The 19,261-nt window shown below is 68.0% G+C and carries 22 protein-coding genes, 1 tRNA gene and 3 pseudogenes; 10 read left to right on the top strand and 16 right to left on the bottom strand.

The genetic code is table 11. The features are described 5' to 3' along the window. Positions 1 to 68: 68 nt before the first annotated feature. A complete protein-coding gene (locus tag R2B67_RS19045) occupies positions 69 to 575 on the bottom strand; it encodes a hypothetical protein (protein WP_317819736.1) in 507 nt (168 codons plus the stop codon). An 8-nt stretch (positions 576 to 583) separates the two neighbouring features. Continuing rightward, complete coding sequence (locus tag R2B67_RS19050; protein WP_317819737.1) at positions 584 to 934, bottom strand: NIPSNAP family protein; 351 nt, start codon at positions 932 to 934, stop codon at positions 584 to 586. Positions 935 to 1,025: 91 nt separating this feature from the next. On the opposite strand from R2B67_RS19050, the gene R2B67_RS19055 reads away from it, so the two are divergent. Continuing rightward, positions 1,026 to 1,466 carry a DUF6086 family protein gene (locus tag R2B67_RS19055; RefSeq protein WP_317819738.1) on the top strand — a complete coding sequence of 147 codons (441 nt, stop codon included), beginning with the start codon at positions 1,026 to 1,028 and terminating at the stop codon, positions 1,464 to 1,466. Positions 1,467 to 1,582: 116 nt separating this feature from the next. Here R2B67_RS19055 and R2B67_RS19060 read toward each other — a convergent pair whose 3' ends face one another. Continuing rightward, complete coding sequence (locus R2B67_RS19060; RefSeq protein WP_317819739.1) at positions 1,583 to 2,209, bottom strand: hypothetical protein; 627 nt, start codon at positions 2,207 to 2,209, stop codon at positions 1,583 to 1,585. Between the two features lie 157 nt (positions 2,210 to 2,366). Here R2B67_RS19060 and R2B67_RS19065 point away from each other — a divergent pair, with 157 nt between their 5' ends. The 5 genes and pseudogenes from R2B67_RS19065 to R2B67_RS19075 form a co-directional block, all read left to right on the top strand. Further along, the gene (locus tag R2B67_RS19065; RefSeq protein WP_237326702.1) at positions 2,367 to 2,714 is read left to right on the top strand and encodes a helix-turn-helix domain-containing protein; all 348 of its coding nucleotides are present in this window, start codon (positions 2,367 to 2,369) and stop codon (positions 2,712 to 2,714) included. A gap of 335 nt (positions 2,715 to 3,049) precedes the next feature. Then, positions 3,050 to 3,169: pseudogene (locus tag R2B67_RS36040) on the top strand (transposase); the annotation flags it as partial. Positions 3,170 to 3,200: 31 nt separating this feature from the next. Next, entirely contained in the window at positions 3,201 to 3,434 is a 234-nt protein-coding gene (locus tag R2B67_RS36045) for a hypothetical protein (RefSeq protein ID WP_398869622.1), read from the top strand. Further along, positions 3,326 to 3,883 (top strand): IS5 family transposase, encoded by a 558-nt coding sequence (locus tag R2B67_RS19070; protein WP_398869624.1) that lies wholly within the window; start codon positions 3,326 to 3,328, stop codon positions 3,881 to 3,883. The genes R2B67_RS36045 and R2B67_RS19070 overlap by 109 nt, the downstream gene beginning before the upstream one ends. A 137-nt stretch (positions 3,884 to 4,020) precedes the next feature. Further along, positions 4,021 to 4,315 (top strand): annotated as a pseudogene (locus R2B67_RS19075) (IS5/IS1182 family transposase); the annotation flags it as partial. A 449-nt stretch (positions 4,316 to 4,764) separates the two neighbouring features. Here the strand turns inward: R2B67_RS19075 and R2B67_RS19080 are convergent. Then, the gene (locus tag R2B67_RS19080) at positions 4,765 to 5,283 is read right to left on the bottom strand and encodes a DUF3515 domain-containing protein (RefSeq protein WP_317819742.1); all 519 of its coding nucleotides are present in this window, start codon (positions 5,281 to 5,283) and stop codon (positions 4,765 to 4,767) included. 137 nt (positions 5,284 to 5,420) lie between these two features. On the opposite strand from R2B67_RS19080, the gene R2B67_RS19085 reads away from it, so the two are divergent. Continuing rightward, the gene (locus R2B67_RS19085; protein ID WP_317819744.1) at positions 5,421 to 5,987 is read left to right on the top strand and encodes a ricin-type beta-trefoil lectin domain protein; all 567 of its coding nucleotides are present in this window, start codon (positions 5,421 to 5,423) and stop codon (positions 5,985 to 5,987) included. A gap of 413 nt (positions 5,988 to 6,400) precedes the next feature. On the opposite strand, the gene R2B67_RS19090 is transcribed toward R2B67_RS19085, so the two are convergent. Further along, positions 6,401 to 6,826, bottom strand: coding sequence for a hypothetical protein (locus R2B67_RS19090; protein WP_164240030.1), 426 nt, complete (start codon positions 6,824 to 6,826; stop codon positions 6,401 to 6,403). A gap of 187 nt (positions 6,827 to 7,013) precedes the next feature. Here R2B67_RS19090 and R2B67_RS19095 point away from each other — a divergent pair, with 187 nt between their 5' ends. Next, positions 7,014 to 7,604, top strand: coding sequence for a TlpA family protein disulfide reductase (locus R2B67_RS19095; RefSeq protein WP_317819747.1), 591 nt, complete (start codon positions 7,014 to 7,016; stop codon positions 7,602 to 7,604). Here R2B67_RS19095 and R2B67_RS19100 read toward each other — a convergent pair. The 7 genes and pseudogenes from R2B67_RS19100 to R2B67_RS19130 all read right to left on the bottom strand — a co-directional run bounded on the left by R2B67_RS19100 (position 7,581) and on the right by R2B67_RS19130 (position 11,673). Continuing rightward, positions 7,581 to 8,078, bottom strand: a complete 498-nt coding sequence (locus R2B67_RS19100; RefSeq protein ID WP_317819748.1) for a hypothetical protein — start codon at positions 8,076 to 8,078, stop codon at positions 7,581 to 7,583. The two genes, R2B67_RS19095 and R2B67_RS19100, sit on opposite strands and share 24 nt — an antisense overlap. A gap of 84 nt (positions 8,079 to 8,162) precedes the next feature. Continuing rightward, a complete protein-coding gene (locus tag R2B67_RS19105) occupies positions 8,163 to 9,344 on the bottom strand; it encodes a hypothetical protein (RefSeq protein WP_317819749.1) in 1,182 nt (393 codons plus the stop codon). Between the two features lie 297 nt (positions 9,345 to 9,641). After that, positions 9,642 to 9,812, bottom strand: a pseudogene (locus tag R2B67_RS19110) (DNA-binding protein); the annotation flags it as partial. Then, positions 9,809 to 10,057, bottom strand: a complete 249-nt coding sequence (locus R2B67_RS19115; protein WP_317819751.1) for a type II toxin-antitoxin system CcdA family antitoxin — start codon at positions 10,055 to 10,057, stop codon at positions 9,809 to 9,811. The gene R2B67_RS19115 and the pseudogene R2B67_RS19110, both read right to left, overlap by 4 nt. Positions 10,058 to 10,486: 429 nt before the next feature. Next, positions 10,487 to 11,158 carry a nucleotidyl transferase AbiEii/AbiGii toxin family protein gene (locus tag R2B67_RS19120; RefSeq protein ID WP_032782026.1) on the bottom strand — a complete coding sequence of 224 codons (672 nt, stop codon included), beginning with the start codon at positions 11,156 to 11,158 and terminating at the stop codon, positions 10,487 to 10,489. Then, positions 11,155 to 11,502, bottom strand: a complete 348-nt coding sequence (locus R2B67_RS19125) for a hypothetical protein (RefSeq protein ID WP_030342504.1) — start codon at positions 11,500 to 11,502, stop codon at positions 11,155 to 11,157. Before R2B67_RS19125 ends, R2B67_RS19120 begins: the two co-directional genes overlap by 4 nt. A 97-nt stretch (positions 11,503 to 11,599) precedes the next feature. Next, positions 11,600 to 11,673 (bottom strand) — tRNA-Gly (locus R2B67_RS19130). Between the two features lie 558 nt (positions 11,674 to 12,231). On the opposite strand from R2B67_RS19130, the gene dcd reads away from it, so the two are divergent. Then, positions 12,232 to 12,807, top strand: coding sequence for a dCTP deaminase (gene dcd, locus R2B67_RS19135; protein WP_018514096.1), 576 nt, complete (start codon positions 12,232 to 12,234; stop codon positions 12,805 to 12,807). A 6-nt stretch (positions 12,808 to 12,813) separates the two neighbouring features. Next, entirely contained in the window at positions 12,814 to 13,314 is a 501-nt protein-coding gene (locus R2B67_RS19140; RefSeq protein ID WP_018514097.1) for a phosphoribosyltransferase, read from the top strand. 90 nt (positions 13,315 to 13,404) lie between these two features. Here the strand turns inward: R2B67_RS19140 and R2B67_RS19145 are convergent, their stop codons facing one another. The 4 genes from R2B67_RS19145 to R2B67_RS19160 all read right to left on the bottom strand — a co-directional run bounded on the left by R2B67_RS19145 (position 13,405) and on the right by R2B67_RS19160 (position 18,907). Next, positions 13,405 to 14,376: a Yip1 family protein gene (locus R2B67_RS19145; protein WP_018514098.1), complete on the bottom strand. Its 972-nt coding sequence runs from the start codon at positions 14,374 to 14,376 to the stop codon at positions 13,405 to 13,407. A gap of 124 nt (positions 14,377 to 14,500) precedes the next feature. Then, positions 14,501 to 15,661, bottom strand: coding sequence for an FG-GAP repeat domain-containing protein (locus R2B67_RS19150; protein WP_317819755.1), 1,161 nt, complete (start codon positions 15,659 to 15,661; stop codon positions 14,501 to 14,503). Between the two features lie 123 nt (positions 15,662 to 15,784). Further along, positions 15,785 to 18,067 (bottom strand): heterodisulfide reductase-related iron-sulfur binding cluster, encoded by a 2,283-nt coding sequence (locus tag R2B67_RS19155; protein ID WP_317819757.1) that lies wholly within the window; start codon positions 18,065 to 18,067, stop codon positions 15,785 to 15,787. 96 nt (positions 18,068 to 18,163) lie between these two features. After that, positions 18,164 to 18,907, bottom strand: coding sequence for a sugar transferase (locus R2B67_RS19160; protein ID WP_317824904.1), 744 nt, complete (start codon positions 18,905 to 18,907; stop codon positions 18,164 to 18,166). Positions 18,908 to 19,261 lie beyond the last annotated feature (354 nt).

The following is a 19,261-nucleotide window of genomic DNA, read 5'->3' on the forward strand; positions in this document are numbered from 1 at the left end:
GCTCTCCGCCTGCGCTCAGTGCTTTGAGTGCTCTCGCCGCGCCGCTCCCTCCTGCAGGTACGCGGAGATCATGGCGAGGTCGTCGGCGATGTCCAGCACGCCGTTGACGTCGGTGGTCGGCAGTCGGTGCAGTTGTCAGCCGGCAGGCCGTCGACGCCCAGGATGGGCAGCGTGTTCCGGAAGACCGCCGACTCGGGCGTGCGATGCCAGTAACTCAGCAACTGCACCACGGCCTTGGGAGTGGTCCGGTCGACCGAGCCGGGGAGCTGGATCCGGGTGCCGTCGCCGGAGGTCGTGACCTCGATGTCGGTCGGCTCACCCGCCGCCACCGTCCGTACGGTCGATGTGACGCGGTACGGGATCCCCCTCCCGTTGACCGTCGTCTCCTCCGCGAGCCGGTCGGAGTGGATGCCGGGCACCTCCGTCCGCAGGGCGGTCAGCACGCGCCCACCGGAGGTCGTGACGGACCACCCGCGCTCCACGACTTCACGGAACATGAGGGGAATGTCCCGGTCGCTGAGGCGGGTGACATCGGTGGCCCGCAGGATGTCCCGCATCCGAGGATTGCAGCGCATCCCTGTCCCTATCCCTCTCCCAGCGCCCGCCCCTCGCCGACGCCTACGACAGGGGGACCGTCGAGCGGCCTGAGGAAACGGCGCTCGTAGCGCTTGATGCAGCGGGTCTCACGCGCCAGCGCGAACGCCTCCTGGCACTCCGGGTCGGACATGCTGTCCGAGCGGTACTGCTCGTACGCGGCCAGGCTGGGGAAGGAGAACAAGGCGTAGGCGATGTCGCTGTCGCCCTCACTCGGCAGGAAGTAGCCGTGGTGCGTCCCGCCAAACCGGTTGACGAGCCGGACCCAGCGGCGACCGTACTCCTCGAAATCGTCGAGCTTCTCGGCGTCGATCTCGTACTTCAGATGAACGGTGATCATGCCTGAATGATGCCGCCAAGAAGTAGCGCCGGCGACGGCACTGATCCGGCTGGATACGCTGGCCCGTCATGACCAGCTGGAGGGTGCCGCGATGAGCCAGTACTTCGACATCGGCGACGAGACACTGTGGAACCCGTCCAACGGAGCTTCCCGTATGTTCCAGCGCCAGGTGGCGGTCTTCGAAGCGGAGCTGGAACTCCCATCGGGCATCGGTCCGATGGAGAACGACGAGTGCCAGATCAGCCCTGACACCTTCGAGGTCTTCGTCAACGCCCTCCTGGCGAAGCACCGGAGAACGAGCCACGCCATCTGGCTCGCGCTCGCCGAAGGCTTCACTGGCACCGTGCTGGTTCTCGCAGAGCGCGCCGGGATCACGGTGGACTGGGCACTGCTCGGAGCCGCCCCGGAAGCCGAGATGACAGACGTGCAGGTGTCCACCGTCACCGGGTTGTCCGCCCCTGCCGAAGCCGGAGCCTGGGCTGCGGGCTGGCGTGAGAAGGCACGAGAGCTGGGACGGCGGATGCCCCGCTGACCGGAGCATCCGCCTGCGACGAACCGCACACCATCCGCACCGCCGCGGCCCGCCATGGGAAGCGACGTCTCAGAACCCGCGCCACCGTCGCGAAGCCGTCGGCACGGCTTCCGGACTCACACGTAGGAGCCCCTGGCCACCGAGTAGTGCACCACGGCGCCCGGTGTGCCGTCGGCGAGGGTCCCGGTGATCCGGAAGTACGAGGTTTCGCCGAGCGCAGGGCGCACAGTGGCGTGGTACATGCGGCCCGGGGCCACCGCGACGGAGGAGACCGGTTCGTACGTCCTGGTGGCGACGTTCCAACGCTCGACGCCGTAGGCGGTGATGTCGGAGCATGCGGTCCCGTCGGTGCAGGCCCACTCCAAGCAGCGATCTCTGAGCACGCTGTCGGGGTTGCGGACGGTGAGCGCCCCGGAGCCCTCGCCGAGCGCGTCGTCGGGCCCGTTGTCGAGTTCGGTGGTGGTGACGGTGGAGGCCAGGCCGAGGTTTTGTTGCTTCAGGTAGGTGGTGTAGCTCCTGGCGGTGAGCTGCGCGGTCGGATTCGGCTTGGCCTGGACGACGGCCCGGGGGTGCTGGGATGCCCGGTGGCGTCCATGGCGGACGCAGCCGGGGCCAGGGCGGCGAGGGCGGCGACGCCGACGATGCCGGATGCGGCGAGACGGCGCGTGGGTATACGGCTGTGCACGGAGCTCCCCCGGTGGTTGTGCTGTTTGCGATTGCGCAGAACGAGCGTACGGGCTCACCGAGTTGGCCGAAATTGTCCCTTGGGGCACTGTCCTTGAGGGGCCCCCGTGTTTCTAGCGTGCCCCTGTCAGCCCTGGGGGTTAGGTTGGGTCGTGATCGCCGCCGCACCCAGGGCACGGGGCTCTGCTGGGAACAGTGGGATCAGGAAGGGCCAGTATGTCGAAGCGGTCCGATGCAGCAGATTCGGCTTGCGCGTACCGGCGAACCGGAATCGCTCCAGTGAGTGGGATCGGAAGGCTCAAACAACTGACGGGCCGGGAGAAGGAAGTCCTTCTCCTGCTGGGTACGGGATTGGGTAACCGGCAGCTGGCGCGGGAGCTGGGTATCGCGGAGCGGACAGTGAAGGCTCATGTAGCACGAATAGTGGAGAAACTGGGGCAGGAGACTCGGCTGCAGGCCGCAGTGTTGTCCGTGATGTTCCATGGTGTGCTGTGTGTCGACCCGCACTGCTCATGCCAGCACCTTGTGCTCACTCCCGGCATCCGGAACGTGTCAGCCGCGTGAGTGCCGGCCCCGTCCGGCTCCCTGACCCGGGGTCGGACGCGGCCCTTTCCGCATGGATGCCCCACGGGTGCCGCCCAGTTCGGCAGACCGCGCTCTTGGGCGTCACCGCGAGGGCGGATCACGTCCGAGCGAGCTCCGCCGCCTGCCGATCAGGCGCCCTTGGCAGTGCGATAGTTGAATGCTGCATTTGTAAATTCTGCGCGCTATCGAAGGTCGTAGGGCGGCCGTCCCGTAGGGCGACCGCCCTGACTGCGACAGTCGCGCCGGAGGTGCACGGACAAGCCGGGCCACTAGGCAGTGTCTTCAAATGATCATCGCTGGTGGATCATGGTGTCGTGATACGTCGCCATGAACTGTCCGATGCTGAGTGGGAGTTCGTCCGGCCGTTGCTGCCCGTGTCGTTGCGGGGGCGGAAGCGGCTGGACGACCGCAGGGTCCTGAACGGGATCGTGTGGAAGTTCCGGACCGGGACAGCCCTGGCGGGACGTGCCCGAGCGCTATGGTCCGTGGGCCACGCTGCATACCCGTTTCCGCAGGTGGGCGGCGGACGGGACGTTCGACCGAATGCTGCGGGCCGCCCAGGCGAAAGCGGACGCGGCGGGCGACATCGAGTGGCTGGTGTCGGTCGATTCCACGATCGTCCGGGCCCACCAGCATGGGGCGGGGGCTCGAAAAGGGGGCTCCGCGACCCGGCCCCCGGGCGGTCCAGGGGTGGCCTGACCAGCAAGATTCATCTTGCCTGTGACGGCAGAGGCCGTCCGCTCGGCTTCGTCGTCACGGGCGGCAACACCAACGACTGCACCCGGTTCACCGCCGTGATGGAAGCGATCCGGGTGCCCCGGATCGGACCGGGGCGACCCCGCACCCGGCCCGATCACGTCCTGGGCGACAAGGGCTACAGCTCGAAAGCGATCCGCGCCTGGCTCCGCCGCCGCGGCATCCCTCACACGATTCCCGAGCGTGCCGACCAGGTCGGCAACCGGGCCAGGCGGGGCAGTCGCGGTGGCCGCCCGCCGGCCTTCGACCGCGAGGCCTACAGGCACCGCAACGTCGTGGAACGGTGCTTCAACCGCCTGAAGCAGTGGCGCGGCATCGCCACCCGCTACGACAAAACCGCCCAGTCCTACAAAGCGGCCGTCACGCTCGCGTCACTCCTGATGTGGGCGTGACATTTGACGACAGAACCTAGTGCGCGCAGCGTGAAGAAGGGCAAGCCGCCTTCTGCACTTCGGGATCTGCGGCAACGGCCGGACCGCATTCACGGCGAACGCGTACAAGCGCGTCAAGGACAAGGACCGCTGATCCAGACGGTCAAGGGACCCGCTCACAACTGCCCACCCTGGGCTCGCCGGCCGAGATCGCCCGCAAGGGAGCGCCGGCCCCGCACCAGGCACTTCAAGCGCTAGGTGGCCGAGCGCACGCACTAGTGGAGGAACGACTTCGGCGAGCTCCGGCGCTGCACCGTGAGGAACGGCGAGGTCGTGGACTTCTCCCTCGTACCTCTGTCTCGCTGCTGCTCTCGTCACGCTCCGCATGCTCATCCGCCGAGCAACGGGTCAATGCCGCTGGGGCGGACGCCCCCCACCCGGCGCCTCAAATAAGCCATTTGCTGGTGGGTCTTAGGCAAGTGGAGAGCATGACAGCCCCGAGCAGGGCCAGACAACAACAAGGCCCCGGACGGTCGGCCTGGGGCTTCTGCGTGGAACGGGTCGACGAGGTCGCTGGCGGCCCGGTCCCGGCTTCCCCGCATCAATGGGGGAAGCATGCCGAAACGGCCATCGCGGAGAGAGGAACCACGTACGAGGTGCTCGTACCAGCGGGCCCCCGGGCCCCCGGGCCGCGTGGTCATCGCAGCGGCCGTGGTGACGGCGGCTGGGCAGCGCGTGGGGCATGGGAAGTGCCTCCGGGCTGAGAGCCGAGCGAGACGCCTGCCCGGTTGTCTCCAACCGGCAATTCGTCCAGCTGGGACGGACGTTGAGGAGGCGCGCACACCGGCCCCGTAAGCAAAGGCCCGCACCCCACCTGGGTGCGGGCCCTCGTGCTGTCGGAGTCAGGGGGTGTGGTGCCCGGTCGGGGTGGGGTATGCGGCGTCGGCCTGGTCGATGCACTTGCGTTCGTTGCGGGGGAGGTTCTTCACGGCGGCGGCCAGTTCGACCAGGGCGACGTCGGAGGGGACTTCGGGGTCGATGACGGCTCGGGCGGCCGGGTTGCGGCCGAAGGTGGTGATGGTCTTGTCGCCCTCGCCCTGCCCGCTGTCCTTCAGTACCCAGTCGACGCCGTCCGCGGTGACGCACAGGTCTGTGGTGGGCAGCATTTCGGGCAGGCCGCACCGCAGGGTGATGACATGGTCGCCGTAGACGGCGGCACCGGGGGAGGTGGCGGTTTTCTCGTGTCCGCCGATCTTGTCCGGGTAGCCGGCGGCCAGGTCGCGGCAGACCGCGCTTTCCGCCTGTGGGGCTCCTTCGGTGGAGGGTGCGGCGACGGGGAGGAACTGGATGGCCAGCAGGGCCAGGCCGCCCACGGTCAGGATGGTCGCAAGGACGGGCAGGGTGCGGGATTGCTTGGGCATGAGAAAAACTGTAGGAGGCGGTATTGCCCCCAAGTGCGCTGCCCCCCAAGCCAATATCGCCCGCTGATCTTCGTGCGTAGGCTCGGCGGGGCTCGGGCCGCAGGGGTCACGGGCGCTGTTGTGGGAGGGGGCCTGTGATGTTGAAGGCGATGAGGACCGTGGTGGTGTCCGGGGCCGCGGTGGCGGTGCTGGGGGGCGTTGCCGCTCCGGCAGGGGCGGCGCCTGCACCGGCGGGGAATGACCCGTACAAGAACACGGGCCTTACCAAGGTGTACGGAAAGACCGGGTTGTGCTTCTCGATGGACAACTCGAAGAAGTCCAAGACGACGGTGAAGCTGCGGGGCTGCAACAAGAAGTCCACGACGCAGCGTTGGAACCTGCTCTGGGTCAACGCGAACAAGCCGGCCGAGCGGCCCCGGTATGTGATCCAGAACCGTAAGTCCGGCAAGTGCCTGGCGCCTACGGCGAAGAAGTCGGGGGCGACGGTGCGTCAGTACGGGTGCAACAAGCGTTCCAAGACGCAGTGGTGGATCCTGTCCGACCGGCGGATCACCTCCTACGGCGGGGGGAAGCTGGTGATGTCGGCCCAGTCTGACAAGAAGGGCAAGGCGATCACGCTGATGAAGTACTCGAACAAGACGGCCAAGCTGAAGAAGCAGGCGTTCGCGCTGATGTGGAAGAAGAACGACCCGACAGGTCTGTGAACGCGAGGAGAGGCCCCGCCGTTCGGACACTGTTGACCCATGCCGCTTCACTCCGCCCCACCGGTTCTATCCGGTGGGGCGGAGTGCTGTGAAGGGTGAGGTGTGTGTTGGGGCGAGTGGGGTGCCCCTGAGCCAGGCGTCGAGACGGGTGAGGTCCATTCCGGCCGCGGTCAGCAGATGTGCACCCACATCTGCCGCAGGAACTCCACCGGCGGCAGCTCCCGCAACCGGGCCGGCGACGCCGCGGCCACCCGGACAGCCAGACCCCTTCGGGAAGGCCGCACGAGCCACCCCGAACACGACGTCGGCCTGATCCACCGACAAGGTGGATCAGGCCGACGTCACGACGAAGGGGCATGGGCCAATGGTGTCCGTTCGGCGGGCCCCTCCTGTGTTGTGCGGCTGGTCGAGGTCTACTCGATTCCGCCGAACGCCCTGCTGCCCGTCTTTCCGTACTTCCACACGATGTAGTAGCTACCCGCGCTGTACTTCTTGTCGCTGGTGAAGGTCTCGGTGTTGTTGGCCTTGCCCTTGAGGGAGTGGACCTTGATGTCCTTGCCCTTGACCTTCTTGTAGACCGAGGCGGTCCAGCGGGTGTTGTTGCCCTTGATGCCGAAGTGGAAGAAGTGCTTGCCCTTCTTCACCTTGTGGGCGGCGCTCTTCTGCGTGCCCTTCTTCGTCTTCCAGCAGTCCAGCCAGCCGCCGCCGGGACGCTTTTCGTAGCCGCACTTCGCGGCGGCCTTGCTCTTGGGGGCGGGCTCGGCGGCCGTAGCGGTGGTGGCCCCGCCCAGCATGCCGGCCACGATCGCGGCCGAGATGACAGCTTTTCCTACCTGCACAGCAGCACTCCGTTCTGTTCGCGTCCCCTGGTCGTGGGGAAGCGGCTTCCATGCTGCTCGGGTCGAACGGGTAGCCGATAGTGGCTCTTGGGGCACTGCCCCTGGGGGCATAACCCCAACGTGCGCAGGGAGTACGAATGTTGAGAGGATGAGCGGCAAGTTTGCCGCTCAAGCGAGGAATTGACCTGTGAATCGTGTTCTTGTCTCCGCCGCCGTTGCCGCTGTTGTGGTGGGCGGTGTCGCCTTTGCCGTCCTGGCGCAGGACCGGCCGGAGCAGACCGGCTACCGCGTTTCCGACAGGGGGGTGCTGACTATTGATGTGAAGGACCGTCCCGAGGTTCCGGATATCAGGGGGAAGACGGTCGAGGGGAAGCCGTTTCGGCTGTCGGACTACCGAGGCAAGACGGTCGTGGTCAACGCCTGGGCGTTCTGGTGCGGGCCGTGCCGTCTGGAGATGCCCATGCTCGTCGACTTCGAGAAGTCGATGAAGGACAAGGGGGTGGTCGTGGTCGGCATAAACCACGGAAGCAACATCGGCGCCTCGAAGGCCTTTGTCCGGGAGTTCGACGTCACCTACCCGAATCTGCACGACCCCTTGGGCAAGTCCACCCTCGACATGCCCAAGGGCATCATCCAGTCCCGGGGGGTCCCCTACACCTTCGTCATCGACGCCCGGCAGAAGGTCGCGTCCTCCGCATCGGGTGCGATCAACCGCGAAATGCTCGACGAGATGACCGACTGGGCCATGAAGCCTTCAAAGAAGCCTACCGGCCGGTGACGCGGCCGGGCTCTGCTCCCGGCGGGGCCCGGTGGGGGCGAGGTGGCCGGTGGCCCAGGCGATCAGGGCCCAGGCGGCGGGGAGCTGGAGGGTGTACATGGCCATCAGCGCGACCGAGAACGCCCCGCCGATCGCCTCGCCTACGTTGCTGCCGTCGGTCATGAGGACGGCGCCGTAGCAGGCCAGGAGCAGCAGCAGGTAGAGGCTGCTGTCGACGATGGCGGCCTTCCAGCGGGGCACGGGGGGAAGGAAGAAGCGGGCCGCCGTCAGGATGATCAGGCAGGCGGCGGGGAAGATCAGGTCGCTGCGCTCGCCGTAGAGCAGCGGGTCCCAGGGGCCTTCCTCGAAGGAGGCCAGGACCTTATCGACGACCAGTCCGATCAGCGATGAACTGACGATGATGTTCAGGGCGTAGAAGAGAGCACTGCCCAACGTGACTTTGCCGAACGTGACTTTCCGGAACGTGACTTTCATGATCTCCCCTCCAGGGGCGGTCTCCCGCAGCGGGAGACCGCCCCTGGATCATCCCACCGCGCCTATAGCCGGCAATGGGCGGGGTCAGCCCTTGGCGGCGATGTTCTGGAGCTGGCAGGCCGGCTGCGAAATGCACCGCAGGTCCAGCATCTTGTCCCGCAGAATCGTCTTCGTCTTGTACTTCTTGCCCGCGTAGTTGTACATGTAGAGCTCGTGGTCGGGGGCCTGGCGGTGCTTGCCCGTCACGTGGAAGCTGCCGCCCCGCGTCATCTGTACGGTGGCGGAAGCGCCGATTCCCGCGCGCTTGGCGCCGGTCTTGGGGCAGAACGGATCGGTGGCGTCGATGACCATGCGAACGCCGCGCTCCTTGCCGTTGTGCTTGTTCAGCGCCTTGAACTTGATCTTCTTCACGCTGGCCTTACGGGTGGCGACCAGCCGCGAGTTCGACGTCTTGTACACGCGGGTCTTCCCGGTGAAGCGGTCCCATGTGATCTTGCCGCTCTTCCAGTTGACCGTTCCGGTCACCCCGGCGCGCGAGCCGGGGTTCTTCTGCTTCGCGGAGAAGCCACGGGCGTCCCCGGCGTACTTGTAGCCCTTGGTGTACTTGCAGCCCGAGAGCTTCGCGAGTTCCTTGGGGATGCCGGCCCAGGTCGGGCGGATGAACGAGCGCCACCGCAGGGTCGACTTGGAGTACTTACGGGCTTTGGCCTCGATGTCCTTCGCGGTGGCGTTCAGCGCCTCGGTGGTGTCGCTGCTGGGGATGGTCGCGGTCATCCCCCAGGTGTGGGTGTCCTTCTTCCCGGCCCCGATGATCCGGTAGTCCGCCTCCGTGCCGGGCGTGACACCGGTGTCGCGGAAGCTCGGCTTCGACGTCGTACCGATCTTCGCGCCGTCACGGTAGAGGGTGTAGGTCTTCGCGCCGACGTCCGCCCAGGAGAGATCCGCGAACTTCGAGGACGCTGCCCACGCAGAGCGCGCGGAAGGCTCCGAGGACCGGGCGAAGGTGGTATCCGACACGGCCCGCTCGTCCCCGGCCTGGAGGACCTTCGTGTCCGCGCCCTGCCCTGTGTGGGTGGCCAGCACGCTCACACGCGGACCGCCGGCCGCCTTCGCCGAGAAGGTCCCCTTGGAGGCGTCGAGGGTGAACACCGCTGTCGGGGCGGACGGTTGGGGGGAGGACGGCGGCGAGGCCGCAGCCGTCGTCACGACGAGCGCGGGCAGCGCGGTGAGCGCCAGAGCAACGGGCGCGGTACGGGAAAGACGCACAACGACTCCCAGCGTGATCATTTTTCGGCAGGGGAGTTGAACGGTACCCAGGCGTAACACCGGTCCGTCAGTGTCCAATTGGCCACTGCCCTCAGGTGCACCACCATCGGCTCACCAGTCCCACCCCTCCGGCGCCCACGCCGGACCCGTCCTCCCGACGGCGACTTGAGATGTGGTGGCGGCTTCTCCCGCAGTCGTTCTCTCGGTCTGCCCACCGCAGCGGCGGAGGACGTCTGCCCGCGGCCATGGCCGAGGCCACGGCTCGGGTGCTCGCCCTCTGGGGGCAGGACAAGGCCCCGGCATGTGGGTACGGGAGTGGCTGACTTCCACGATGGTGTTGGCCCCGATGACCAGGTCGGCTCCCATGTCGTGGAAGACCTGAAGCATCGCGAGGAGCTTGCGGTCCTGAGTGATCCAGGCGGAGAGCCCTTCCGAGTCCAGGACGACGGTTTCGACGCGCTCGCTCACGCGGCGTCCGCGCCCGTGGAGGTGTCGGCGGAGCCGAAGACCTTCGCGCGGGCCTCGGCGAGCTCTTCGTCGCTGAAGGGTCCGTGCTCCTCCTCGTGGCGGCGGAGGTCGTCGCCCAGGAGCTGGTGCCGGATCTGGCGGGCTACGGCTTCCGCCACGTAGCCGGAGACGTTGTCCGTGAGCTTGCGGAGCTCCGCCACCTGGTCGCTGGGGAGCGTGACGGTGATGCGGGTCGTGGAGGACATGAGTCCAAGCATGCTGGAGTATGCACGCACTGGCTTGGGATTCTGGCCCCGAGCCTTGACGCCTGGAGTCGCATGCTTCGAGTGAAGAGATGGGGGCGGTCGCTCACCGGCTGTCCCTGGCGAGTGACGCTCCGGACCGGTGCCGTTGGGTGGCAAGCGTAAGGCCCCAGTCATTGACCAGGGCCTTCGACATAGAGCGGGTGACGAGAATCGAACTCGCGCTCTGAGCTTGGGAATCAGCGGTGCTTGAGTCTCCGGATGGGCTCTGACCTGCGCTTTCCTGCGAGGAAGCAGGGGGCGCCATGGGTCTCTGGAGGCTGTACCTGACCGCTGTTGTCCGCTCTGCTGGGCACGGATGGGGCACGGCCGGGCGTGGGCCGAGTGGCCTGGCGTGCACCGTGCTGAGCGCATCTGGCCTCCATGCGGCCATCAGTCCTCGTGCGGACTCTCCAGCTCTTGGAGCCGTTCGCCGATGTCGGTGGCCCATGCCTGTGCCCACTGGCGCAGCCCGGTGATCGCTTGTTCGTCGAGTCCGTAGGCGGCGAATTCCGTGTCGTCGATCCAGTCGGCTCCGCCCAGTCGCGCTTGGAGCTCGTTCAGGTCGAAGGAGTCGCGGGCGTGGCGTCGACCGAGCTCTTCGAGTTCGACATGGCTCCAGCGGTTCGCGGCAGCCTGTACGTCGATCAGGTCCCGGGCAAGTCCGCGGTCGAGGAGTGCGCGGACTTTGGTCCCGACGACATCTTCGAGGGACAGCACCAGTCCGTGGTCGGTGTGTACGGGTGGTCGCCAGAGCGCTTCCTTGAGGATGTCGACCTCGCACTCTTCGTGACTGATGGGATCGGTGACGATCAGGCGTGCGGAGAGCGGGTCTGTTTCCAGAGCGCTGACCTGCCACCCGTGTTGTTCCAGGCCGGCGCGCACGGCAGCGGCAATGTCCTCCATGCGATCGGGGTTCTCGGTCGCAACGTCGAGGTCCTGGCTGAGGCGGTCGACCAGGCCGTGTGCCTGGACTGCGTAGCCGCCGGTAAGCGCCAGAGGGTAGGCACCGCCCACGGCGAGTACATCAGCCAGCAGGCGACGGTGCAGGTCGGTGAGGTTCACGCAGCAGCCTGGGCGCTGTGAGCCAGCTCGTCGAAGGAGTGCTCCCAGACTTCGCGGACATCACGGCTGATCAGTGTGCGCAGTGTGGGCCACAAGCTGACGAGGAGGCCGCGGTTGAGGTACTGGACCAGGTCGTCGTGCTGGCCCTCGGCCAACACGATGCGGTAGTAGCTCATCCGTAGCCGTGGCTGGTCGAGGTCGAACGTGGTCAGTCCCGACCATGCCAGGTGAAGTGGCAGGCGCACCGTGCCGTGCTTGGGGCCGACAAGCTCGGAGAGTGCTGCGGGCGTTCGCCGGGCGAACTTGGCACGGCGGAGATCGGAAAGACTGGGCTGTGATGCCATAGGTCGATTATCCAGTGAGAGGCCACCGAAGCCGACCGGACGCATCCAAGGTGACCCGAACGAAGAAGCCCCGGGCCGCTGGCCTGGGGCTTTCATGTGGAGCGGGTGACGAGAATCGAACTCGCGCTCTGAGCTTGGGAAGCTCATGTTCTACCATTAAACTACACCCGCGAAGCATGCCGATGATCGGCGCTGCATCGTCACACACTGTACCCCATGTCAGGCCCCCGGTGGATGAGCCGTGGGGCCTGACTGCTGTGGGGGCCGGGGTGGGGGTGGGGTGGACGCAGGTGTCGGGGGCGGTAGTTGGGGGCGTAGCGTACGGGGTCGGAGTGCCGCTCGTGGTGGCGTCCTGTTCATCCCCTAATGTGGCGGTCTCGTCCATATGCCGTTGGGGAAGGGACTTGATGGAGTCGATGGAGCGCACCGTCGTCCGCTGTGCCGAAGGGCACGTTTTCGCTACCTCGTCGTTCCCGATGCAGCAGCTCGGGGCCGACCGGATCGGGCCGGGGCGGTTGATCCGGTGCCCCCGGTGTGCCCGGTTGCGGCAGGCCGTTCCTGTGGGGTTCGAGAAGCGGTAGGCGGTAGGAGGGGCGGCAGGCAGGGGGAGCGCGCCCGCCGCTCCCCCCGGCGCCGGCGCCTCGTTGGTGGCCTGCCGCCGAACCCTGCTCTCCGGTCCTCGGGTGGTCCGGTTGGGGTGGGGTCGTGGCTTCTGCGTATCCTCGGGGCGTGCTTCTCTCAGACAAGGACATCCGGGCCGAGATCGACGCCGGGCGAGTCCGTATCGATCCGTACGACCCTTCGATGGTGCAGCCGTCGAGCATCGACGTGCGGCTGGACCGCTACTTCCGGGTGTTCGAGAACCACCGGTACCCGCACATCGACCCCGCCGTCGAACAGCCCGACCTGACGCGGACCGTCGAGCCCGAGGGGGATGAGGCGTTCATCCTGCACCCCGGGGAGTTCGTGCTGGCGTCCACGTACGAGGTGATCTCGCTCCCCGACGACCTGGCCTCGCGGCTGGAGGGGAAGAGCTCGCTCGGGCGGCTCGGTCTGGTGACGCACTCGACGGCCGGGTTCATCGACCCCGGGTTCTCCGGGCACGTGACCCTGGAGCTGTCGAACCTCGCGACCCTCCCCATAAAGCTCTGGCCGGGGATGAAGATCGGGCAGCTGTGTCTGTTCCGGTTGACCTCGTCCGCCGAGTTCCCTTACGGCTCCGAGCGCTACGAGTCGCGGTACCAGGGGCAGCGGGGGCCCACGGCCTCACGGTCGTTCCAGAACTTCCATCGGACCCAGGTGTGATCAATCGTGGCCAGTGACGTGCGGGAAAACCTTACCTACGAGGGCTTCGGGCGCGCCGTGCGCGAGCTGGCCCAGGCCGTTGCCGACGACGGGTACGAGCCCGATGTCGTGCTGAGCATCGCTCGCGGGGGTGTGTTCGTCGCGGGCGGGCTTGCTTACGCCCTTGACTGCAAGAACATCCACCTCGTGAATGTGGAGTTCTATACCGGGGTCGGGACCACCCTGGAGATGCCCGTCATGCTGGCGCCCGTCCCCAACGCGATCGACTTCTCGGACAAGAAGGTTCTGATCGCCGACGATGTCGCCGACACCGGCAAGACCCTCAAGCTCGTCCATGACTTCTGTGTCGACCACGTCGCCGAGGTCCGCAGCGCCGTCATCTACGAGAAGTCCCACTCCCTCGTGAAGTGCGAGTACGTGTGGAAGAAGACCGATCAGTGGATCAACTTCCCCTGGAGTGTCGAGAAGCCCGTCGTGCGGCGGGACGGGCAGGTTCTCGACGCGTGACCTCTATACGTACGTAGTACGTATGTGAAAAGGCCCCCGGAGCGTAGGACGCGCCCGGGGGCCTTCTCACGTAGTGCCTCGGCCTCAGCCTCAGATTGTGCCCAGCTTGATGATCGACAGCAGCGCCAGCAGCTGGATCGCCGACGCTCCCAGCGCCTTCGGCCACGGCAGGTCGTGCGACTTGCTCACCATCGACGTGAACAGCGCGCCCGCCGCCAGCCAGGTCAGCCAGCCCATGATCTGGACCAGGGAGTTCTCGCCGCCCAGGAAGACGGCGAAGAGCAGTCGCGGGGCGTCGGTGATCGACATGATCAGCATCGACAGGCCGACCGTCGGCTGCCACGAGCCCGTGCCGCCGAGCTGGCGGGCCAGGGCGTTGGTCACCGCGCCGAGGACCAGGCCGCCGATGACGAAGCCGACGCCGGTGAAGAGGACGTACGGGATGGCCGTCGAGATCGTCGCGTTGATCGCTTCTTCGCGCGCCTGGTCGAAGCCGAACAGAGCGAGCAGGCCGTAGAGGAACGTGACGATCAGCGCCGGGCCCCAGACCGCGTAGTCCCGCATCTGCCAGAACGTCGGTCCTGGGCGCGTCACGATGCCGGTCAGCAGCGCCTTCCAGGGCAGGCGCGGGCCGGCGGGCTGGGCGGGGGCGGAGCCGGCGCGGTAGGTGTCGCCGTCGCCGTACGGGGAGTCGTCGATGCTGAACGCCTGCGTGTGACCCGGGTTGTTGGCGTACGGGTCGTGGGGGGCGGGGCCGGCGTAGGGGTCGCCGAAGTACTCCGGCTCGCCGTGGCCGCCACGTGTCCCGTTGGGGCCCTGGCCGGGGCCGCCGTGGTGCCCGCCGTGTCTGCCGTCGTGTCCGCCGCCCGGATAGCCGCCGCCGTTGTACGGGGTGCCCTGCGGCGCTCCGTACTGCGGGGGCGCCGCGCCTCCTGCCGTCGGCCACGGCTGAGCTCCGTACGGGGGCTGTGGTGCCTGCCCTCCGTACGGCTGCTGCCGCTGCTGCTGCGGTTGTTGCGGGGTGCGGTTGTCCCGGCCGCGTCCGATCCTGAATCCAGCCACCCATCGAACGTACCTGGTCCCCGGTGGTGGGGAGTGGGGGCCGGGGGAACCCGTGCGCCATTGCGGCCGAGCTGTGACATCCCCTAGGGGGCGTGGGGAGGGGAGTTGGGGGCGTTCTCCGGGCTCAGGGGAGGAACAGGGCTGTGGAGAACGTCAGGACCGGGTCGTCCGTCTTCCCCGCCGCGTACAGCGCCACCAGGTCCTCGCGTCCGCCCCGGTACGTCGTCCGTACCACCGTGTCCGCCTTCTTGTCGCCGTCGAAGTCGCCGTGGGAGAGCAGTGTGGTGCGGGTGGTGCCCTTGGTGGCCTTGGTGCGCTGGGGGGCCTTGGGGAGCTTCTCCGCCGGGAAGGTGTACGTGCCGCCGGGGCGTGCCGGGCCGTCCGCCGAGCCCAGTAGCAGGGTGCCCTCGGCCGCCTTGCCGGGCGTGCGCGGGCGGGCGGTGGCGACGAGGTCGTCGTAGCCGTCGCCGTCGGTGTCGGCCTTCGGCTCGGGGGCGTAGAGGTACGGGGCGCCGTCCGGCAGCAAGGTCGCGCCGGCCGGGGCCCCGGTGCGGGCGAAGGGGCCGCGCAGGAAGGAGATCCGGCCGTCGCTCGCGGTGACCGCCAGGTCGGTGCTGCCGTCGCCGTCGAAGTCGCCGCAGACCGGGTGCTCGGGCCACTCCTTGCCGAACCTGGCCTGCGCCGGGATCCGTACGGTGATCGCCTTGCCGGTCAGGCCCTCCGGCGAGCCGAAGAGGATCTGGAGGGGGACGGGCGGGGCGCCGACGCCGTTGTACGGGGGGTCGGTGGAGACGACCAGGTCCGTGAAGCCGTCCCGGTCCAGGTCGCAGGCGGCCTCCGCGTCGAACGCGGCGGGCAGGGTGTCGCCGGACTTCGCCGCGTTGGCGCGGGCGTTCAGCAGCTGGCGGGCGGCCGGGTCCAGGGGGCTGTCCTCGGTGCCGTACACGATGCCCGTGCCCGCGTCGTCGCCGTGCGGGTCCTCGGGGGCCTGCACCAGGTCGTTGATGACCAGGTCCGGGCGGCCGTCGCCGTTGAAGTCGTACGGGACACGGCTGCCCTCGCCCCGCGGCACGGGGATGGTGGGCACCGGGGCGCTGTCGCCGTTCTTGGCGTCGGCGTCGGCGTCGGCGGCGGAGGGGTCCGGGTCGGCGGCCGAGGAACTGTCGCAGCCCGTGAGCACCAGCAGCAGACCCACGCAGCCTGCAGCGAGGGCGGCCGCGGCCCTGGTGGTGGTCGTTGTCGTGGTCGTAGCCGTTGCCTTCGGGTGCGTGATGCTTGTGCGCACGGGCCCTCGTTCGTCGTGCTCAGTCGTACAGCAGTCGTACGCAGTCGTACAGCAGTCGTACGTAAGAGCGGCCGGTCCTGCCCCCGAGGCAGGTCCGGCCGCTCATCGCGCTGATGCGTTACGTCACTTTGCCGGTTCCGGCTCCGGTGCGTCCACCTGCTCCGGCTCGCCCGCCGGGTCCGCGGGGGTCTTCACCGACTCCAGGAGGAGCTGCGAGACGTCCACGACCTGGATGGACTCCTTGGCCTGGCCGTCGTTCTTCTTGCCGTTGACCGAGTCGGTCAGCATGACGAGGCAGAACGGGCAGGCCGTCGAGACGATGTCCGGGTTGAGGGCGAGGGCCTCGTCGACGCGCTCGTTGTTGACGCGCTTGCCGATCCGCTCCTCCATCCACATCCGGGCACCACCGGCGCCACAGCAGAAGCCGCGCTCCTTGTGGCGGTGCATCTCCTCGTTCCGCAGGCCCGGGACCTTCGCGATGATCTCGCGCGGCGGGGTGTAGATCTTGTTGTGACGGCCCAGGTAGCACGGGTCGTGGTACGTGATCAGGCCCTCGACAGGGGTCACCGGGATCAGGCGGCCCTCGTCGATGAGGTGCTGGAGCAGCTGGGTGTGGTGGATGACCTCGTACTCGCCGCCGAGCTGCGGGTACTCGTTCGCGATCGTGTTGAAGCAGTGCGGGCAGGTCGCGACGATCTTCTTCGACGACTTGGGCTTCTTCGTCTCCGGCTCGACGTTGCCCTCCTCATCGAAGGACTCGCCGTACGCCATGTTCAGCATCGCGACGTTCTCCTGGCCGAGCTGCTGGAACAGCGGCTCGTTGCCCAGGCGGCGGGCGGAGTCACCCGTGCACTTCTCGTCGCCGCCCATGATCGCGAACTTGACGCCCGCGATGTGCAGCAGCTCCGCGAAGGCCTTGGTGGTCTTCTTGGCCCGGTCCTCCAGGGCGCCCGCGCAGCCGACCCAGTACAGGTAGTCGACCTCCGTGAGGTCCTCGACGTCCTTGCCGACGATCGGGACCTCGAAGTCGACCTCCTTGGTCCACTCCACGCGCGCCTTCTTGGCCAGCCCCCAGGGGTTGCCCTTCTTCTCCAGGTTCTTGAGCATCGTGCCCGCCTCGGACGGGAACGCGGACTCGATCATCACCTGGTAGCGGCGCATGTCGACGATGTGGTCGATGTGCTCGATGTCGACCGGGCACTGCTCGACGCAGGCGCCGCAGGTGGTGCAGGACCACAGGACGTCCGGGTCGATGACGCCGTTCTCCTCGGCGGTGCCGATCAGCGGGCGCTCGGCCTCGGCGAGGGCGGCCGCGGGGACGTCCTTGAGCTGCTCCTCGGTGGCCTTCTCGTTGCCCTCCATGTCCTTGCCGCCGCCGGCCAGGAGGTACGGCGCCTTGGCGTGCGCGTGGTCGCGCAGCGACATGATCAGAAGCTTCGGCGAAAGCGGCTTGCCGGTGTTCCAGGCGGGGCACTGCGACTGGCAGCGGCCGCACTCGGTGCAGGTGGAGAAGTCGAGGATGCCCTTCCAGGAGAACTGCTCGACCTGGGAGACGCCGAAGACCGCGTCGTCGGCCGGGTCCTCCCAGTCGATCTCCTTGCCGCCCGTCGTCATCGGCTGGAGCGCGCCGAGCGCGACCTCGCCGTCGGCGTTCCGCTTGAACCAGATGTTCGGGAAGCCGAGGAAGCGGTGCCAGGCGACACCCATGTTGGTGTTGAGCGAGACCGTGATCATCCAGATCAGCGAGGTGCCGATCTTGATCATCGCGGTGAAGTAGATGAGCGTCTGGAGCGTGGACAGCGACAGGCCCTTGAACGCCAGGACCAGCGGGTACGACACGAAGTACGCGGCGCCGTAGCTGTCGACGTGGTGGATCGCGCCCTCCAGGCCGCGCAGCACCAGGATCGCGAGGCCGATGATCAGGATGATGTACTCGACGAAGTACGCCTGCCAGGCCTTCGAGCCGGTGAAGCGCGACTTGCGGCCGGCCCGGGACGGCAGGTTCAGCAGCCGGATCACCATCAGCGCGACGATGCCGACGACCGTCATCAGGCCGATGAACTCGATGTACATCTCGAACGGCAGGAACGTGCCGATGACCGGCAGCACCCAGTCCGCCTGGAAGAGCTGCCCGTACGCCTGGAGCAGCGTCGGCGGCAGCGTCAGGAAGCCGATCGCGACGAACCAGTGCGCGAAGCCGACGATGCCCCACCGGTTCATCCGGGTGTGGCCGAGGAACTCCTTGACCAGCGTGATCGTGCGGGCCTTGGGGTCGTCGGTGCGGCTGCCTGCGGGTACCGGCTGTCCGAGACGGACGAAGCGGTAGATCTGCGCGACGGCTCGGGTGATGAGCGCAACGCCGACGACCGTCAGCACCAGCGACACGATGATCGCGGCGAGTTGCATTTCGGGGCTCCTCGGGCCTGCGAGAGCGGGATCCAGTTGACTACTGCCCACTACTACTAAGCAGTAACTTAATCAGTCTGTGCTGACACTATCCACTTATTCCACCCCGCTGTAGCCGGGCGAGCGGTGATCTGTGTCGCTCAGGTGTGCCTTGGTTGACCGTGCTTTTCCGAGCGCCGTCCGCAGGGGGGTGCGTACGGCTTCCGCCAGGATCGCCAGGTCGAGCACCACTCCATGGTGCTCTGCGTAGTGCTGGTCCAGCAGGGCGGGGTCGTCCCACGGCATGCCGGAGCGGGCGCGCACCTGGGCCAGCCCGGTCAGTCCCGGCCGCAGCTCCTGCCGCCACTGCCGCGCCCCCGGCCATGCCGCGCGCGGGTCGCCCGGTGCCAGCGGGGCCGGTCCTACGAGGGAGAGCTCGCCCCGGACGACCTGGGGGAGCCGGGAGAGCAGGTCGAGCCGGAGCCGGCGGGTGCGCAGGGTGCGCAGCGTGAAGACCTGGCCGCCGAGGCCCGTACGGGGGCTGCGCTCCCACACGTTGCCGGGGCCCCGCCGGAGGGTGAGCGCCAGGGCCCCGAGGGCGATGGCGGGGGCGGCCGCGATCAGGAGGGCGGTGCCGAGGGTCAGGTCCAGCACCCGTTCGGCCGAGGCGCGGGGGGCGAGGCGGGCCGCGAGGTGGCCGGCCCGGTCGCTGAGGCCGGCGAGGTGTGCGGCGGGGCGGGAGGGGAAGTGGCCCCGGGCGGTGCCGGTGGGGTCCGAGTGCTTCCGGGGGGCGGGGGGCTCGGTGGCGTACGGGGGTGGGGGAGGGGGCGTGGGTGGCGGGGGCGTCCGGGGTCCGGCCACGGCTTCGGGCCGGGGCTGCTGCCGGGCGTGCTGCCTTCGCTGTTCCTGTTGGCCCTGCCGGTCCTGCTGCCCTTGCTGCCCCTGCTGGTCCTGCCGGTCCTGCTGTTCCTGCTGCCTCTGCCGTTGCTTCTTCCTCTGGTTCTTCTGCCGCACGCGCCGCTGTCTCGCGTTCCGCATCGCGCCCGCCCGGGGTTCGGAGTCCGATGGAGTGCCTGGTGGTGTGCCTGGTGGAGCGCCTGATCGTGTGCCTGTACCAGCCGATCGATGACGGTTGTGACCGTCTCGCGGCATTTTGTGACAGAACGATCCCACGGTGGGATGGTGGGTCGGGGCAACGGCGCGATGGCGACGTGT

This window comes from Streptomyces cyaneofuscatus, assembly GCF_033109485.1.
GTDB classification, from domain to species: domain Bacteria; phylum Actinomycetota; class Actinomycetes; order Streptomycetales; family Streptomycetaceae; genus Streptomyces; species Streptomyces cyaneofuscatus.

Coding starts and splice junctions, on each gene's coding strand:
- R2B67_RS19045 (WP_317819736.1), bottom strand. CDS start 575: ATGCGCTGCAATCCTCGGATGCGGGACATCCTGCGGGCCACCGATGTC.
- R2B67_RS19050 (WP_317819737.1), bottom strand. CDS start 934: ATGATCACCGTTCATCTGAAGTACGAGATCGACGCCGAGAAGCTCGAC.
- R2B67_RS19055 (WP_317819738.1), top strand. CDS start 1,026: ATGAGCCAGTACTTCGACATCGGCGACGAGACACTGTGGAACCCGTCC.
- R2B67_RS19065 (WP_237326702.1), top strand. CDS start 2,367: ATGTCGAAGCGGTCCGATGCAGCAGATTCGGCTTGCGCGTACCGGCGA.
- R2B67_RS19080 (WP_317819742.1), bottom strand. CDS start 5,283: ATGCCCAAGCAATCCCGCACCCTGCCCGTCCTTGCGACCATCCTGACC.
- R2B67_RS19085 (WP_317819744.1), top strand. CDS start 5,421: ATGTTGAAGGCGATGAGGACCGTGGTGGTGTCCGGGGCCGCGGTGGCG.
- R2B67_RS19100 (WP_317819748.1), bottom strand. CDS start 8,078: ATGAAAGTCACGTTCCGGAAAGTCACGTTCGGCAAAGTCACGTTGGGC.
- R2B67_RS19115 (WP_317819751.1), bottom strand. CDS start 10,057: ATGTCCTCCACGACCCGCATCACCGTCACGCTCCCCAGCGACCAGGTG.
- R2B67_RS19125 (WP_030342504.1), bottom strand. CDS start 11,502: ATGGCATCACAGCCCAGTCTTTCCGATCTCCGCCGTGCCAAGTTCGCC.
- R2B67_RS19155 (WP_317819757.1), bottom strand. CDS start 18,067: ATGCAACTCGCCGCGATCATCGTGTCGCTGGTGCTGACGGTCGTCGGC.